The organism is Cupriavidus taiwanensis LMG 19424 (genome assembly GCF_000069785.1).
Lineage (GTDB): Bacteria > Pseudomonadota > Gammaproteobacteria > Burkholderiales > Burkholderiaceae > Cupriavidus > Cupriavidus taiwanensis.
The window spans coordinates 1,866,127-1,880,933 of record NC_010528.1 but is presented as its reverse complement, the minus strand read 5'-3'; the positions used below and the strand labels follow the sequence as shown (position 1 = coordinate 1,880,933).

Genomic DNA, 14,807 nt, shown 5'->3' with positions numbered 1-14,807 from the left:
AGCACGACATGCAAGTTTTCTGGTTTATCCCCACCCATGGCGACAGCCGCTACCTGGGTACTTCCGAAGGCGCGCGCGCGGTCGGTTTCGACTACCTCAGGCAGGTCGCCGTGGCCGCCGACACGCTCGGCTATGAAGGCGTGCTGATCCCGACCGGACGCTCGTGCGAAGACCCGTGGGTGGTCGCCTCGGCGCTGGCCGCGGTCACGCAGCGCCTGAAATTCCTCGTCGCCGTACGCCCGGGCCTGATGGCCCCGACCCTGGCCGCGCGCATGGCCGCGACCTTCGACCGTATCTCGAACGGCCGCCTGCTGATCAACCTCGTGACCGGTGGCGATCGCGCCGAGCTGGAGGGCGACGGCCTGTTCCTCGACCACGCCGCGCGTTACGAGGCCTCGGCCGAATTCCTGCGGATCTGGCGCCAGGTGCTGGCGGCCAGCCACGACGGCGACAAGGTCGATTACGACGGCAAGCACCTGAGCGTGAAGGGCGCGACCGTGCTCTACCCGCCGCTGCAGCGGCCGCATCCGCCGGTGTACTTTGGCGGTTCGTCGGCGCCGGCGCATGCGCTGGCCGGCGAGCAGGTCGATACCTACCTGACCTGGGGCGAGCCGCCGGCGGCGGTGGCGCAGAAGCTGGATGACGTGCGCCGCCACGCGGCGCGCCATGGCCGCACGGTGAAGTTCGGCATCCGGCTGCATGTGATCGTGCGCGAGACCGATGCCGCCGCCTGGGCAGCGGCCGAGGACCTGATCAGCCGGCTCGACGACGACACCGTGGCACGCGCGCAGGCTGTGTTCGCCAACATGGATTCCGAAGGCCAGCGCCGCATGGCCGCGCTGCATGCGGGCGGCACGCGCCGCACGCGCGAAGCGCTGGAGATCAGCCCCAACCTGTGGGCTGGCGTCGGCCTGGTGCGGGGCGGCGCCGGCACCGCGCTGGTGGGCGACCCGGCCACCGTGGCCGAGCGCCTGCGCGAATACGCCGCGCTTGGCATCGACACCTTCGTGCTGTCCGGCTATCCGCACCTCGAAGAAGCCTACCGCTTTGCCGAACTGGTATTCCCGCTGCTGCCGCGCGCAGTGCGCGCGAAGTTCGACAACCTGCCGGGCAAGGTGCTGTCCGGGCCGTTCGGTGAAGTCATGGCGACGGGCATCGTGCCCCGCGCCGCGCAAAGCTGAGAGGAGGCGCAACCATGACGGCTCCGCTATTGCCCCCGCCGCGCCAGGCGCCGCAGGCATTGTGGCGCGCCGCGGCGCCGTGGATCGTGCCGGTGCTGCTGATCGTCGCGTGGCAACTGGCGTCGCAGAACGGCTGGCTGTCCAGCCGCGTGCTGCCGGCCCCGCTGGCCGTGGTGCAGGCCGCATGGGAGCTGGCGCGCTCGGGCGAACTGTGGCGGCACGTCGGTGTCAGCACCTGGCGCGCGCTGCTGGGGTTTGCCATCGGCGGCGGGCTGGGCCTGCTGCTGGGGCTGCTGACGGGCACCTTCCGCACCGCCGCCACGCTGCTCGACAGCACGCTGCAGATGGTGCGCAACATCCCGGCGCTGGCGCTGATCCCGCTGGTGATCCTGTGGTTCGGCATCGACGAGAGCGCCAAGCTGTTCCTGGTTTCGCTGGGTGTGTTTTTCCCGGTGTACCTGAACACCTACCACGGCATCCGCTCGGTCGATGCGGGGCTGGTGGAGATGGCGCGCAGCTACGGCTTGTCAGGCTGGCAGCTGTATCGCGAGGTGATCCTGCCCGGCGCGCTGCCGGGAATCCTGGTGGGCGTGCGTTTCGCGCTGGGGCTGATGTGGGTGGTGCTGATCGTGGCGGAAACCATCTCCGCGCAGTCGGGCATCGGCTACATGACCATGAATGCGCGCGAGTTCCTGCAAACCGACGTGGTGCTGGTCGGCATCCTGCTCTATGCGCTGCTGGGCAAGCTGGCCGACTGGCTGTCGCGCGGGCTGGAGCGTTACTGGCTGCGCTGGCACCCCGGCTACGCCGCGGCCTGAGCGGCACCGGCAACCAATCAAGGCAAGGAGAGCGAGATGCAGATGTATCCGGTGGAACAGGCGGCCCTGGCCGAACTCGAAGCAGGCCTGGCGCGGCGGGAGGCGGCCGCAGCGGCCGTGGTGCCCGAGGTGCCCGGCAAGGCTGCGGCGGGCGGCGTCGCGCTGCGGGTCAGCCAGGTGGTCAAGCGCTACGACGGCCGCACCGTGCTGCACGACGTGGCGCTGGACGTCGCGCCGGGCGAGTTCCTGGCCATCGTCGGGCGCAGCGGTTGCGGCAAGAGCACCTTGCTGCGGCTGGTGGCCGGGCTGGAAGCGGCCGACGGTGGCAGCATTGCCATCGATGGCGAGGCGGCCGCCGCGGGGCGCGCGCGGACGGCCGACGTGCGCGTGATGTTCCAGGATGCGCGGCTGCTGCCCTGGAAGCGCGTGCTGGACAACGTGGCGCTGGGCCTGCCGCGCGCACGCCGAGCCGAAGCCGCCCGGGTGCTGGCGCAGGTAGGCCTGGCCGACCGCGCGCAGGCCTGGCCGGCACGGTTGTCCGGCGGCCAGCGCCAGCGCGTGGCGCTGGCCCGCGCGCTGGTGCACCACCCGCAGCTGTTGCTGCTCGACGAGCCGCTGGGCGCGCTGGATGCGCTGACGCGCATCGAAATGCAGGCGCTGATCGAATCGCTGTGGCGCCGGCTGGGTTTTACCGCGCTGCTGGTCACGCACGATGTTGCCGAAGCGGTGGCGCTGGCCGACCGCATCGTGCTGATCGAGGATGGCCGCATCGCCATGGACACGCGCGTGGCGCTGGCGCGGCCGCGCGAACGCGGCGCGGCGGGCTTTGCGCAACTGGAGGCCGAGGTGCTGCAGCGGGTGATGCGGCCGTCGCCGCCAGCGCCCGGGCAAGCTGGCGCGCAGGCTGGCGCGCCCGCAGCGTCCGCGCCGCTGCATGTGAGCTGGGCTGCCTGACAAGCCGGCGCTGCGGCCACGCTTGCGCCCCAGTGCCGGCCGGCGCATATCGACAGTCTTTAATCTTCATACGCCCGCGCCCGCCAGGCTCCTATCATGAGCAGGCAGGCGCCGCGAGCCATCGCGCTTGCCCACCACCAACCAGACCGCCGGCCCGGCGGCCCGGCCAACCCAAGGATCACCATGCCAGGCGTGCATGAACCGACGGGCGCAGCGTCTGCGCTCCAACGCTATCTCGAATCGCTGCCGCGCCAGCCGCTGGCGGACCGGCAACTGTGGCGCGATGCGCGCGGGCAGGTGCAGGGCCAATTCTTTAACTGCTCGCTGACCAGTGCGTTCGAGCCGCTGGTCACGCTGGCGGACCGGCAGGTGGTGGCGCATGAAGGCGCCATCCATACCTACGCCGAGGATGGCGTCGGCCTGGCGGCATGGAAGCTGTTCGCGATGGCCGCGGACGACCATACGCTGGTATCGCTTGACCGGCTCTCGCGCCTGCTGCATGCCATCAACTACTTTGCGGCGGACGGCGGGCACAAGCTGGTGCTGAACGTGCACAACCGGCTGCTGGCCGCCGTGGCCGACGACCACGGCGCGGCTTTCCGGCGCGCGCTGCAGTCGCTGGGGTTGCCGCTGGAGCGCTTTGTGATCCAGGTGCCGGCCAGCGCCAATGACGATCTGGGGCTGTTGCTGCATGTGGTGGGCAATTACCGGCGCAATGGCTTCGCGGTGAGCCTGCAGGCCTCGGATCCGGCCGAGGCGGGCGCGCTGATGGCGCATGCGCTGCCGGACTGGCTCAAGCTGGACATGCGCCGCACCTGGACCGACCGCCAGCTGTCCGGGCTGCGCGCCAGCGCGGCCAGCGCGGGCGTCACTCTGATCGGGCGCCGGCTGCAGGACACCGAGAGCATCGAGCGCCTGCAGGCCGCTGGCATCGGCCTGGGGCAGGGTGCCTTTGCCGGCGGGCTGGTCAGCGCGGCCGCGCTGCGCGCGGCGGATGGGCGTGGCGGCGCGGCACCTGATGTCGCGACGCCGCATGCACTGAGCGAGGAGCCGGTATGACGCATTCGGACAAGACCTTGCCGCGCCGCGCCGCGCGGCTGGAGATTCCGCGCCACCTGCAGGTGCTGACGGTGCCGGGATTGCATGGCAGCGGCCCCGGGCACTGGCAGAGCCGCTGGGAGCAGCAGTTCCCGGACTGGCAGCGGGTGGAGCAGCATGACTGGTCGCGGCCGAGCCTGCCGCTGTGGGCCGAGCGCGTTTCCGAAGGCGTGATGCGGGCCCGGCGCGTGGCCGCGCGCGGCGCCGTGCTGGTGGCGCACAGCTTCGGCTGCCTGGCCACGCTGCGCCAGGCGGCGCTGGACCCGGTCGGCATCGCCGGGGCATTGCTGGTGGCGCCGGCCGATCCGGACAAGTTCGGCGTGGCGGCCTTGCTGCCCGCGTACCGCCTGCCGTTCCCTACCATACTTGCGGCCAGCCGCAACGACCCGTGGATGCCGCAGCGCACCGCATTCTCGTGGGGCACGCTGTGGGGCAGCGAACTGGTCGACGTGGGCCATCTGGGCCATATCAATGCCGATTCGGGCCTCGGCGAGTGGCCGGAAGGTCTCGCGCTGCTCGATACGCTGGTACAGCGGATCACACAGGCCGGCGACACCGGCACACAAAGTGCCTCAGCCACCCCATGGGAGGCCGGCGTCGAAGTCGCCTCGACGGTCCCTTATATCTAAACCGTCTAAGAAAATTCATAAAGATTCGTTCTTTTTATAAAGGCGGGTCTGCAGAATCTGTCTCGTAGGCCGGCGCAATAGGCGCCGGCATCATAAAGGACAGCGGGCGACGCTGGGCCATCGGGCCTGGCAGCGCACCGCTCACAGACGAGACGACATGCCTCCATCCATCTCCCTGGCGGACACGCCGCCGCCGGCGGCGCCCCGCGCGTCCGATTCGGCGCGCGCGCCGCGCAACCCGTCCAGGCAGCGCTTCACGGTGCTGCCGGGCTTCGGCCTGTCGCTCGGGTTCACGCTGTTCTACCTGACGCTGATCGTGCTGGTGCCGCTGTCGGCCACGTTCCTGAAGACGTTCACGATGACGTGGGACGCGTTCTGGACCTCGATCACGGCGCCGCGCGTGCTGGCATCGCTGCAGCTGAGCTTCGGCGCGTCGCTGATCGCGGCTATCGTCAATACGGTGTTCGGGCTGATCGTGGCGTGGGTGCTGGTGCGCTACCGCTTTGTCGGCAAGCGCCTGATCGATGCGCTGGTCGACCTGCCGTTCGCGCTGCCGACCGCGGTGGCCGGCATCGCGCTGACCGCGCTGTTCGCGGGCAACGGCTGGATCGGTCGCTACCTGGAGCCGCTCGGCATCAAGGTCGCGTTCACGCCGCTGGGCGTGGTGGTGGCGCTGACCTTTATCGGCCTGCCGTTCGTGGTGCGCACGGTGCAGCCGGTGCTCGAAGACGTCGAGCAGGAGCTGGAAGAAGCCGCGGCCAGCCTGGGCGCCAACCGGCTGCAAACCTTCCGCCGCGTGATCCTGCCGGCCATCCTGCCGGCGCTGCTGACGGGGTTTGCGCTGTCCTTCGCGCGCGCCACCGGCGAATACGGCTCGGTGGTATTCATCTCGGGCAACATGCCGATGGTGTCCGAGATCGCGCCGCTGATGATCTATTCCAAGCTGGAGCAATACGATTACGCCGGTGCCACCGCGGTGGCGGTGGTGATGCTGGTGATCTCGTTCGCGCTGCTGCTGCTGATCAACCTGCTGCAGGCCTGGACGCGCCGCCACCAGTCCGGTGCGCGCGCCGCGCTGGCTGCTGAAGCGCCCGCTACGGGCAAGGAGTTCTGAGATGGCCGGATCTGTTTCGGCACGCCTGGGCGGGCAGGGCGGCGCCAGCGGCCATCACCGCTTCGATGCCACCGGCGAGGCGCCATGGGTGCGCTACACGCTGATCGCGGTGGCGGTGCTGTTCCTGACGCTGTTCCTGTTCGTGCCGCTGGCGTCGGTGTTCTATGAAGCCTTGCGCAAGGGCGTGCAGACGTACTGGGAAGCGCTGGTCGAGCCCGACGCGCTGGCCGCGATCCAGCTCACGCTGACGGTGGCGGCGATCGCCGTGCCGCTGAACGTAGTGTTCGGCGTGGCGGCGGCGTGGGCCATCGCCAAGTTCGACTTCCGCGGCAAGAACCTGCTGATCACGCTGATCGACCTGCCGTTCTCGGTGTCGCCGGTGATCTCGGGCCTGGTCTATGTGCTGCTGTTCGGCGCGCAGGGCTGGCTGGGTCCGTGGCTGCAGGCGCACGACATCAAGATCATGTTCGCGGTGCCGGGCATCGTGCTGGCCACCATCTTCGTCACCTTCCCCTTCGTGGCGCGCGAGCTGATCCCGCTGATGCAGGCGCAGGGCAGCGAAGAGGAAGAGGCCGCGATCGTGCTGGGCGCGTCGGGCTGGCAGACCTTCCGCCATATCACGCTGCCCAATATCCGCTGGGGCCTGCTGTACGGCGTGATCCTGTGCAATGCGCGGGCGATGGGCGAGTTCGGCGCGGTGTCGGTGGTGTCGGGCCATATCCGCGGGCTGACCAACACCATGCCGCTGCACGTGGAGATCCTCTACAACGAGTACAACTTCGCGGCCGCGTTCGCGGTGGCGTCGCTGCTGACGCTGCTGGCGCTGGTGACGCTCGGCATCAAGACGCTGGTGGAATGGCGCGCCCGCAAGGAAACCGAAGAGGCTGCACCGGAGCGGCCGCTGGCAAGCCTGCCGGCTTCAATGCAAGGACAAGCATCATGAGCATCCAGGTCAAGAACGTAGAGAAGCGCTTTGGCGATTTCGTCGCGCTGGACAATGTCTCGCTCGATTTCGACGAAGGCGAGCTGACCGCGCTGCTGGGCCCGTCCGGTTGCGGCAAGACCACGCTGCTGCGCATCATCGCCGGCCTGGAGCGCGCCGACGCGGGCCAGATCGTGCTGTCCGGGCGCGATGCCTCCGACCAGCATGTGCGCCAGCGCCAGGTGGGCTTCGTATTCCAGCACTACGCGCTGTTCAAGCACATGAGCGTGTTCGAGAACGTGGCCTTCGGCCTGCGCGTGAAGCCGCGCGCCGAGCGCCCGAGCGAAGCGCAGATCCGCGAGAAGGTGCATGCGCTGCTCGACCTGGTCCAGCTCGACTGGCTCGCCGACCGCTACCCGGCGCAGCTGTCGGGCGGCCAGCGCCAGCGCATCGCCCTGGCGCGCGCGCTGGCGGTGGAGCCGCGCGTGCTGCTGCTCGACGAACCCTTCGGCGCGCTCGACGCCAAGGTGCGCAAGGAACTGCGCCGCTGGCTGCGGCGCCTGCACGATGAGCTGCACGTGACCAGCGTGTTCGTCACGCACGACCAGGAAGAGGCGCTGGAAGTGGCCGACCAGGTGGTGCTGATGAACCGTGGCCGCGTCGAGCAGTTCGGCTCGCCCGAGGCGGTCTACAACCATCCGGCCACGCCGTTCGTATTCGGCTTCCTCGGCAACGTGAACCTGTTCCATGGCCGGCTGGAAGTGGGCGAGAGCGGCGGCCTGCTGCATACCGGCGAGGCGGTGCTGCCGGTGGTCGGCAGCGGCCACGAGACCGCCGGCGATGCCGTCGCGTACGTCCGTCCGCACGACCTGGACCTGGAGCGCTATGCGCCCGGCGCCGACGGCATCGCCGTCACGCTGCGCCGCGCGCTGACGCTGGGTCCGGTGGCGCAGCTCGAACTCGAGCGGGAAGACAACCAGGACGTGATCGAGGTGGCGCTGCCGCTCGAGCGCTTCCGCCACGCGGGATTCCGCGAAGGCGAGCTGCTTGCCGTGCGCCCGCGCCAGCTGCGCGTCTTTACGCAGGCCAACGGCACCGCCCCCACCCAGGAACAAGAGGCCGCACGATGAACTTCCAGCAACTCCGTTCGATCCGCGAGGCGGTACGCCGCCAGTTCAACCTGACCGAGGTCGCCAACGCGCTCTATACCTCGCAGCCCGGCGTGTCGCGCCAGATCCGCGAGCTGGAGGAGGAGCTGGGCGTGGAGATCTTCGAGCGCTACGGCAAGCGCCTGACCGGGCTCACCGAGCCCGGCCGCGAGATCGTGCGCATCGTCGAGCGCCTGCTGCTCGAGGCCGAGAACCTGCGCCAGGCTGGCGACGAATACGCCGGCCGCCACACCGGCCGGCTTACCGTCGCCACCACCCACACGCAGGCGCGCTATGCCTTGCCACGCGTGGTGCAGGCCTTCCGCCGCGAATACCCGCATGTGACGCTGGCGCTGCAGGAAGCATCGCCCACGCATATCGTCGAGCTGCTGCTGACCGGGCAGGCCGATATCGGCATTGCGACCGAGGCGCTGGCGACCGAGGCCGGCCTGACCTCGTTCGAGGCCTACAGCTGGCAGCACGTGCTGGTGGTGTCGCCGGACCATCCGCTCACGCGCCTGCCCGAGCCCACGCTCGAGGACGTCGCGGGTTTCCAGCTGATCACCTACGACGCCGGCTTCACCGGCCGCCGCAAGATCGACAGCGCCTTTGCCGAGGCGGGCCTGCAGCCCGAGATCGTGCTGACGGCGCTGGACGCGGATGTGATCAAGACCTATGCCGAACTGGACCTTGGCGTCGGCATCATCGCTTCGATGGCCTATGACGAGCGCAAGGACTCCGGCCTGGTGCGGATCTCGGCCGACCACCTGTTCGCGCCCAACACCACCAGCGTGGCGGTGCGCCGCGGCGCATACCTGCGCGGCTATGCGCACGCCTTCATCAACATGTTCGCGCCGCACCTGTCGCGCGATACCGTAAGCAGCGCGCTGTCCGAGCAGGACCGCCAGGCGCTGGCCGCCTGAGCGGCGCGCGGCGCCGGCGGCACCTTGCGGGGCGGCGGACACGCCGTCCGCACCCGCACGGTGCCGTTCGCACCCCGTGCCCGCCGTTCGTCGCAAGAGACTTTCCCCCACCTCCGCCGCGGGGTACATTCCCAGCACGTGCCCGCGCTGGCATCCCGGCCGGCAGCGCACGTGTACCGCAGCGCAGCAAAGTTTGCGCGCGGCCGCCGGTCGGCAAGGACCGGGCAAGGGAGAGAGAGACGATCATGCGCGACGACGAACCGCTGCTGCGCCGGCAGTGGCGCGGCTATGCCCGCAACCACCAGCATCCCCGCAACCTGCTGCTGCATATCGTTGCCGTGCCGATGTTCATGGCCGGCACCGTGCTGGGCGTCTATGGCCTGCTGCGACTGAACCTGCCGGCGATCGCGCTGGGGCTGGTTTGCATGGGCATGTCGATGGCCCTGCAGGGGCGCGGCCACCGGCTGGAAGCCCACGCGCCCGAGCCGTTTGCCGGGCCGGCCGATATCGCCGGGCGTATCCTGGCCGAGCAGTGGATCACCTTTCCGCGCTATGTCCTGTCCGGGCAGTGGTGGCGCGCGCTGGCCGGCCGCAGCGCGGCGCCTGCGCCTGCACCCGCGCGTTCGGGCGACGCGACCGGGCAGGGTGGCTGACGCACCCCGAGCCTCCGTCCCGTCACTTGCCGTATTGCGCATGGCGAAAGCCGCGCTAACATGAACGCCATGGACCGCTGCTTCTCACACGCCTGCACCGCCATCCCGTCCCGCCTGAATATCCTCGGGCGCGACCTGCTGTTCGTGCTGTGCATGAACTCGGTGATTGCCATCAGCCTGAACTACGGCTTCCAGACCGGCGGCACGCTGTGGCACAACTTTGTCTACAGCCAGCTGATCGGCCTGTCGATCTGGGTGCTGATCGACATTCCGCGCGTGGTGATCTGGTGGAACGACCGGCCGCGCCGCTGGCCGTTCCTGCTGCTGGCCGCCGCCGCGGTGCCGGCCGGCGTGGTGTTCGGCAGCTGGGCCACGCGCGTGGCGCTGGACCTGCCGCCCAAGTCGGCCGACGAGGCCGGCGGCATGCTGCGCATGTGCCTGGTGGTGGGCATGCTGGCGGCCGCGTCGATGATCTACTTCTACTGGTCGCGCGAAAAGCTGGCGTCGCTGGAGCGGCAGGCGGCGCTGGACGCGCTGCAGCGCGAGGAAGCCGAAAAGCAGCTGGTGCGCGCGCAGCTGATGGCGCTGCAGGCGCAGATCGAGCCGCATTTCCTGTTCAACTCTCTGGCCAACCTCGACGGCCTGATTGCCACCGATCCGCCGGCGGCGCGGCAGCTGCTGCAGCGGCTGATCGGCTTCCTGCGCATGTCGCTGGCGCATACCCGCGCGGAGCAATGCACGCTGCGGCAAGAGTTCGAGCTGCTGCGCAGCTACCTCGAGATCCAGGCCATGCGCTTCGGCCAGCGGCTCTCCTACGACATCGACCTGCCGCGCGAACTGGCGAAGGTGGAGATCCCGCCGATGCTGATCCAGCCGCTGGTGGAAAACGCGGTCACGCACGGCATCGAGCCCTGCATGATCGGCGGCCATATCCGGCTGTCAGCGCGCGCCGCCGGCGACAACGCGGTGCAGGTGGTGATCGCCGATACCGGGGTGGGTTTCGGCCATGGCTCGGGCAAGGGCTCGGGGCTGGGCATCACCCATGTGCGCGAGCGGCTGGCGCGCATCTTCGGCGCGGCCGCGACCATGCAGATGGAAGAGAACACGCCGCGCGGCGTGGTGGTGCGCCTGACGCTGCCGCTGGAACGCCCCGCCGAGGCGCCCACCGTGACCCAGACCGTGACCGCCGTGCCGGAAGGCATGCCGGTATCCGCCCCGGCCATGCCGCGGCTCTGACGCGCACCCGCTGTCGTTTCACCTGAAAAGAACAAGCGCTGCAGGTTTCGCCCGTGCCGGCGCGCCCGCAGTGCCACGAAGCTGCCAACGCCAACGCCCCACGCCCCCATGACGCCGACCCTGCTGATTGCCGACGACGAAGCCCTGCTCGCCCGCGTGCTGGAATCCGAACTGGCGGCCCTGTGGCCCGAGGCGCGGGTCGTGTCCGTGGTGCACGACGGCGTGGCCGCGCTGGCGGCGGCGCGCGAGCACCAGCCGCGCGTGGCGTTCCTGGATATCCGCATGCCGGGCATGAGCGGCATGGACGTGGCGCGCGAACTGATCGAATTCGATGCGCCGCCGCTGGTCGTGTTCGTCACCGCCTACGACCAGTTTGCGCTGGAGGCCTTCGAGCGCGCCGCGGTCGACTACGTGCTCAAGCCGGTGCAGCGTGAACGGCTGGAGGCGACCGTGCAGCGCCTGAAGGCCCGGCTGTCAGATTCGACGGAAGCGGAAGACGACGATGACGAGGCTGCGGTGGCCGACACCGACCGGCTCGGGCAACTGCTGGCCCGCCTTGAATCGCTCGAGCATGCCGCGCCGGGCGCGGCCGGCGCGCCGCAGCGCCAGTACCTGCGCTTTATCAAGGCGCTGGTGGGGCAGGAGGTGCGCATCATTCCCGTCGATGAAGTGATCTACCTGGAGGCCACCGACAAGTACGTCAACGTAGTGTCGGGCGCCGGCGAGGCACTGATCCGCACCAGCCTGCGCGAATTGACGCAGCAGCTCGATCCGGAGCGCTTCTGGCAGGTGCATCGCGGCACCGTGGTCAACATCAGCTGCGTGGCCAGCGCGGTCAACCAGTCGCTGGGGCGGCTGTCGCTGCGGCTGCGCGACCGCCCGGAGCTGCTGCCGGTGGCGCGCCAGTACGCGCACCTGTTCAAGCAGATGTAAGGGCCCGGGCGGGGCGGCGTGGCCGCCGCCCGCCAGCAGCGGGCAGGGGTTTTCCTCTATGATGCGGGCTTCGGCCCGTATTTTTTTGCCCGCCGCCCCGCCCACCGCATCGTCCCTCCGACCGCCAGCGCCATGCCCACCGCCGCCCTCGAACCCACGCCCAATTCCCTTCGTCACGACGCCCAGGTGATCGGGCTGGTGGGACTGGCGCATGGGGTTTCGCACTTCTATCACCTGTTGCTGGCGCCGCTGTTCCCGTGGATCAAGGCCGAGTTCGGGCTCAGCTATGCCGAGCTGGGCCTGCTGATGACGGTGTTCTTCGCGGTCTCGGCGGTGGTGCAGACTGCGTCGGGCTTCGTGGTGGACCGCTTCGGCGCGCGGCCGGTGCTGTTCGGCGGGCTGGCTTGCCTGGGCACGGCCGCCTTGCTGCTGTCGGCCAGCGGCGGCTATGCCGGGCTGCTGTTCGGCGCGGCGGTGGCAGGGCTGGGCAATGGCGTGTTCCACCCGGCCGACTTCACGCTGCTGAACAAGCATGTCTCGCAGCCGCGGCTGGGGCACGCGTTCTCGGTGCATGGCATTTCCGGCAACCTGGGCTGGGCGGCGGCGCCGCTGTTCCTGGTGGCGATCGCCAACCTGGCCAACTGGCGCATGGCGCTGGCGGCGGCCTCGGCGGTGGCGTTTATCGTGCTGGCCGTGCTGGTGGCGCTGCGCCATGTGCTGGACCCGCGCGAAGTGCAGGGCGCCGTGGGCCGTCCCGCGGCACGGGCAGCGGGGTCGGGTGGCAGCGTGCTGGGCTTCCTGCGCCTGCCGCAGGTATGGGTGTGCTGGGGCTTCTTCCTGCTGACCACGTTCTCGGCCGCCGGCATCCAGAGCTTTGCGCCAACCGCGCTGACCTACCTCTATGGCATGCCGTTCACGCTGGCCACCGCGTCGTACACCGTCTACATGCTGTGCAGCGCCGGCGGCATGATCGTCGGCGGCTTTGCCGCCAGCCGCACCAGCAACCACGACCGCCTGATCGCGGTCAGCTTCACCGTGTCGGGCCTGATGGCGGTGCTGGTGGGGCTGAACCTGGTGCCGGCGCTGCTGGTGCCGGTGCTGATGGGCGTGATCGGCTTTGGCGCCGGCACCGCCGGGCCGTCGCGCGACCTGCTGGTGCGCGCGGCAGCCCCGGCCGGCGCCACCGGGCGCGTCTACGGCGTGGTCTACTCGGGCCTGGATATCGGGCTGGCCTGCGGCCCGCTGTTCTTCGGCGCGCTGATGGATGCCAGGCTGCCGGCCTGGGTCTTCTTCATGATTGGCGGCTTCCAGCTGCTGTCGATCTTTACCGCGGTGACCGTGGGTAACGGCAACCGCTCGCGCAGCGAGGCCGCCGCACGGGCGGAGGCCGCCTAGCCCGCCCGCCGCTATCCCAACCCGCTTGCCTGAGGAACGTTTCCATGCCAACGACGCCAGTCAACGCCAGCCAGCCTGAAGACACCGATCGCGGCGCGCCGCTGCCAGGCGGCCATATCCTGGTCGACGCGCTGCTGGCGCATGGGGCCGAGTTGGCCTTCGGCGTGCCGGGCGAAAGCTACCTGGCGGTGCTGGATGGCTTTCATCGCCGCCGCGACCGGCTGCGCTTTGTCGTCTGCCGCCAGGAGGGCGGCGCCGCGGTGATGGCGGAAGCCTACGGCAAGCTGACCGGCCGTCCGGGGCTGGCCTTTTGCACGCGCGGGCCCGGTGCCACCAATGCCAGCATCGGCGTGCATACCGCGTTCCAGGACTCGACCCCGATGATCCTGTTCATCGGCCAGGTCGGCACCGATTTCATGGACCGCGAGGCCTTCCAGGAAATCGACTACCGCCGCATGTTTGGCCAGATGGCCAAGTGGGTGGCGCAGATCGACCGGGTCGAACGCATCCCCGAGTACATCGCGCGTGCCTACCAGACCGCCACCTCCGGTCGTCCCGGCCCGGTGGTGCTGGCACTGCCCGAAGACATGCTGGCGCAGACCGCCGTCGTGCCGCAGTTGCAGGCCTACCGGCGCGTCATGGCCTGGCCCGGCGAGGCCGAGCTGACGCGGCTGGCCGACATGCTCCACGCCGCCGAGCGCCCGTTCGTGCTGGCCGGCGGCAGCGGCTGGACCCCGCAGGCCTGCGCCGACCTGCAGGCTTTTGCCGAGCGCTTTGCCTTGCCGGTGGGCTGTGCCTTCCGCGGCCAGGACCTGTTCGACAACCGCCATCCCAACTACGCCGGCGATGTCGGCATCGGCATCAATCCCGCGCTGGCCGAGCGCATCCGCAACGCTGACCTGGTGCTGGCGATCGGCCCGCGGCTGGGCGAGATGACCACCGGCGGCTACGCGCTGATCGCGGCGCCGCGGCCGGCGCAGACGCTGGTCCATGTGCACGCCGGTGCGGAAGAGCTGGGCAGCGTGTACCAGGCCGATCTGATGATCCAGGCCTCGATGCCGGCCATCGCGGCGCGCCTGGCGGGCCTGCAGCCGCAGGCCACGCCGCGCTGGCAAGACTGGACCGAAGGCGCGCACGCCGATTACGAACGCTACCTGCAGCCGCCGCCGTTCAAGGCGCAGGGCGTCGACATGGCCGAGGTCATCCGCACGCTGGACCAGCTGCTGCCGGACGATGCGGTGGTGACCAACGGCGCCGGCAACTATGCCGGCTGGCTGCACCGCTATTTCCGCTACCGGCCGTTCACCAGCGGCGGACGCGGCCAGCTGGCGCCGACCAGCGGCGCGATGGGCTACGGCGTGCCGGCCGCTGTCGGTGCCAAGATCGCCTTCCCGCAGCGTACCGTGGTGGCGCTGGCGGGCGACGGCTGCTTCCTGATGAATGGCCAGGAACTTGCTACGTCGATGCAGTACCAGGCGCCGGTCATTATCATCGTCGTCAACAACGGCATGTACGGCACCATCCGCATGCACCAGGAACGCGAGTACCCGACGCATGTGTCCGGCACCGAGCTGCTCAATCCCGATTTTGCCGTGCTGGCGCGCGCCTATGGGGCACGCGGCGCTACCGTGAATACGACCGAAGCCTTTGCGCCGGCGTTGCGCGAGGCGCTCGCCGCGCCGGTGTCGACGCTGATCGAAATCCAGGTGGACCCGGACGTGATCACGCCGCGCACCACGCTGAGCGCGATCCGGGCGCAGGCGCTGGCCAGCCGGAAGCCGTAACGCCGCGCGGCGCGGCAGC

General features: G+C 69.8%; 14 protein-coding genes. All 14 read left to right on the top strand.

What is annotated here, in order from left to right:
- Window positions 1-8 precede the first annotated feature (8 nt).
- The 14 genes from ssuD (at window position 9) to RALTA_RS08530 (ending at window position 14,788) form a co-directional block, all read left to right on the top strand.
- Window positions 9-1,181 (top strand): FMNH2-dependent alkanesulfonate monooxygenase, encoded by a 1,173-nt coding sequence (gene ssuD, locus RALTA_RS08595; RefSeq protein WP_012353045.1) that lies wholly within the window; start codon window positions 9-11, stop codon window positions 1,179-1,181.
- A 14-nt stretch (window positions 1,182-1,195) separates the two neighbouring features.
- Window positions 1,196-1,999 carry an aliphatic sulfonate ABC transporter permease SsuC gene (ssuC, locus tag RALTA_RS08590; RefSeq protein ID WP_012353044.1) on the top strand — a complete coding sequence of 268 codons (804 nt, stop codon included), beginning with the start codon at window positions 1,196-1,198 and terminating at the stop codon, window positions 1,997-1,999.
- 36 nt (window positions 2,000-2,035) lie between these two features.
- The gene (locus tag RALTA_RS08585) at window positions 2,036-2,953 is read left to right on the top strand and encodes an ATP-binding cassette domain-containing protein (protein WP_012353043.1); all 918 of its coding nucleotides are present in this window, start codon (window positions 2,036-2,038) and stop codon (window positions 2,951-2,953) included.
- A 183-nt stretch (window positions 2,954-3,136) separates the two neighbouring features.
- Window positions 3,137-4,012: an EAL domain-containing protein gene (locus tag RALTA_RS08580; protein ID WP_012353042.1), complete on the top strand. Its 876-nt coding sequence runs from the start codon at window positions 3,137-3,139 to the stop codon at window positions 4,010-4,012.
- On the top strand, window positions 4,009-4,680 hold the full coding sequence (locus RALTA_RS08575; protein WP_012353041.1) for an RBBP9/YdeN family alpha/beta hydrolase: 672 nt from the start codon (window positions 4,009-4,011) through the stop codon (window positions 4,678-4,680). The genes RALTA_RS08580 and RALTA_RS08575 overlap by 4 nt, the downstream gene beginning before the upstream one ends.
- Window positions 4,681-4,837: 157 nt before the next feature.
- Window positions 4,838-5,794, top strand: a complete 957-nt coding sequence (gene cysT / locus RALTA_RS08570; protein ID WP_012353040.1) for a sulfate ABC transporter permease subunit CysT — start codon at window positions 4,838-4,840, stop codon at window positions 5,792-5,794.
- A 1-nt stretch (window position 5,795) separates the two neighbouring features.
- Window positions 5,796-6,737: a sulfate ABC transporter permease subunit CysW gene (cysW, locus tag RALTA_RS08565; RefSeq protein WP_012353039.1), complete on the top strand. Its 942-nt coding sequence runs from the start codon at window positions 5,796-5,798 to the stop codon at window positions 6,735-6,737.
- On the top strand, window positions 6,734-7,846 hold the full coding sequence (locus RALTA_RS08560; RefSeq protein ID WP_012353038.1) for a sulfate/molybdate ABC transporter ATP-binding protein: 1,113 nt from the start codon (window positions 6,734-6,736) through the stop codon (window positions 7,844-7,846). The genes cysW and RALTA_RS08560 overlap by 4 nt, the downstream gene beginning before the upstream one ends.
- A complete protein-coding gene (locus tag RALTA_RS08555) occupies window positions 7,843-8,787 on the top strand; it encodes a CysB family HTH-type transcriptional regulator (RefSeq protein ID WP_012353037.1) in 945 nt (314 codons plus the stop codon). Before RALTA_RS08560 ends, RALTA_RS08555 begins: the two co-directional genes overlap by 4 nt.
- Window positions 8,788-9,032: 245 nt before the next feature.
- A complete protein-coding gene (locus tag RALTA_RS08550; protein ID WP_012353036.1) occupies window positions 9,033-9,440 on the top strand; it encodes a DUF962 domain-containing protein in 408 nt (135 codons plus the stop codon).
- A gap of 60 nt (window positions 9,441-9,500) precedes the next feature.
- Window positions 9,501-10,676, top strand: a complete 1,176-nt coding sequence (locus RALTA_RS08545) for a sensor histidine kinase (RefSeq protein WP_012353035.1) — start codon at window positions 9,501-9,503, stop codon at window positions 10,674-10,676.
- Between the two features lie 108 nt (window positions 10,677-10,784).
- Complete coding sequence (locus RALTA_RS08540) at window positions 10,785-11,609, top strand: LytR/AlgR family response regulator transcription factor (RefSeq protein WP_012353034.1); 825 nt, start codon at window positions 10,785-10,787, stop codon at window positions 11,607-11,609.
- 132 nt (window positions 11,610-11,741) lie between these two features.
- Window positions 11,742-13,004, top strand: coding sequence for an MFS transporter (locus RALTA_RS08535; RefSeq protein ID WP_012353033.1), 1,263 nt, complete (start codon window positions 11,742-11,744; stop codon window positions 13,002-13,004).
- Window positions 13,005-13,048: 44 nt separating this feature from the next.
- The gene (locus tag RALTA_RS08530) at window positions 13,049-14,788 is read left to right on the top strand and encodes a thiamine pyrophosphate-binding protein (protein ID WP_012353032.1); all 1,740 of its coding nucleotides are present in this window, start codon (window positions 13,049-13,051) and stop codon (window positions 14,786-14,788) included.
- Window positions 14,789-14,807: the final 19 nt, after the last annotated feature.

Coding starts and splice junctions, on each gene's coding strand:
- RALTA_RS08585 (WP_012353043.1), top strand. CDS start 2,036: ATGCAGATGTATCCGGTGGAACAGGCGGCCCTGGCCGAACTCGAAGCA.
- RALTA_RS08540 (WP_012353034.1), top strand. CDS start 10,785: ATGACGCCGACCCTGCTGATTGCCGACGACGAAGCCCTGCTCGCCCGC.
- RALTA_RS08535 (WP_012353033.1), top strand. CDS start 11,742: ATGCCCACCGCCGCCCTCGAACCCACGCCCAATTCCCTTCGTCACGAC.
- cysT (WP_012353040.1), top strand. CDS start 4,838: ATGCCTCCATCCATCTCCCTGGCGGACACGCCGCCGCCGGCGGCGCCC.
- RALTA_RS08530 (WP_012353032.1), top strand. CDS start 13,049: ATGCCAACGACGCCAGTCAACGCCAGCCAGCCTGAAGACACCGATCGC.
- RALTA_RS08560 (WP_012353038.1), top strand. CDS start 6,734: ATGAGCATCCAGGTCAAGAACGTAGAGAAGCGCTTTGGCGATTTCGTC.
- RALTA_RS08550 (WP_012353036.1), top strand. CDS start 9,033: ATGCGCGACGACGAACCGCTGCTGCGCCGGCAGTGGCGCGGCTATGCC.
- ssuC (WP_012353044.1), top strand. CDS start 1,196: ATGACGGCTCCGCTATTGCCCCCGCCGCGCCAGGCGCCGCAGGCATTG.
- RALTA_RS08555 (WP_012353037.1), top strand. CDS start 7,843: ATGAACTTCCAGCAACTCCGTTCGATCCGCGAGGCGGTACGCCGCCAG.
- ssuD (WP_012353045.1), top strand. CDS start 9: ATGCAAGTTTTCTGGTTTATCCCCACCCATGGCGACAGCCGCTACCTG.
- cysW (WP_012353039.1), top strand. CDS start 5,796: ATGGCCGGATCTGTTTCGGCACGCCTGGGCGGGCAGGGCGGCGCCAGC.
- RALTA_RS08580 (WP_012353042.1), top strand. CDS start 3,137: ATGCCAGGCGTGCATGAACCGACGGGCGCAGCGTCTGCGCTCCAACGC.
- RALTA_RS08575 (WP_012353041.1), top strand. CDS start 4,009: ATGACGCATTCGGACAAGACCTTGCCGCGCCGCGCCGCGCGGCTGGAG.
- RALTA_RS08545 (WP_012353035.1), top strand. CDS start 9,501: ATGAACGCCATGGACCGCTGCTTCTCACACGCCTGCACCGCCATCCCG.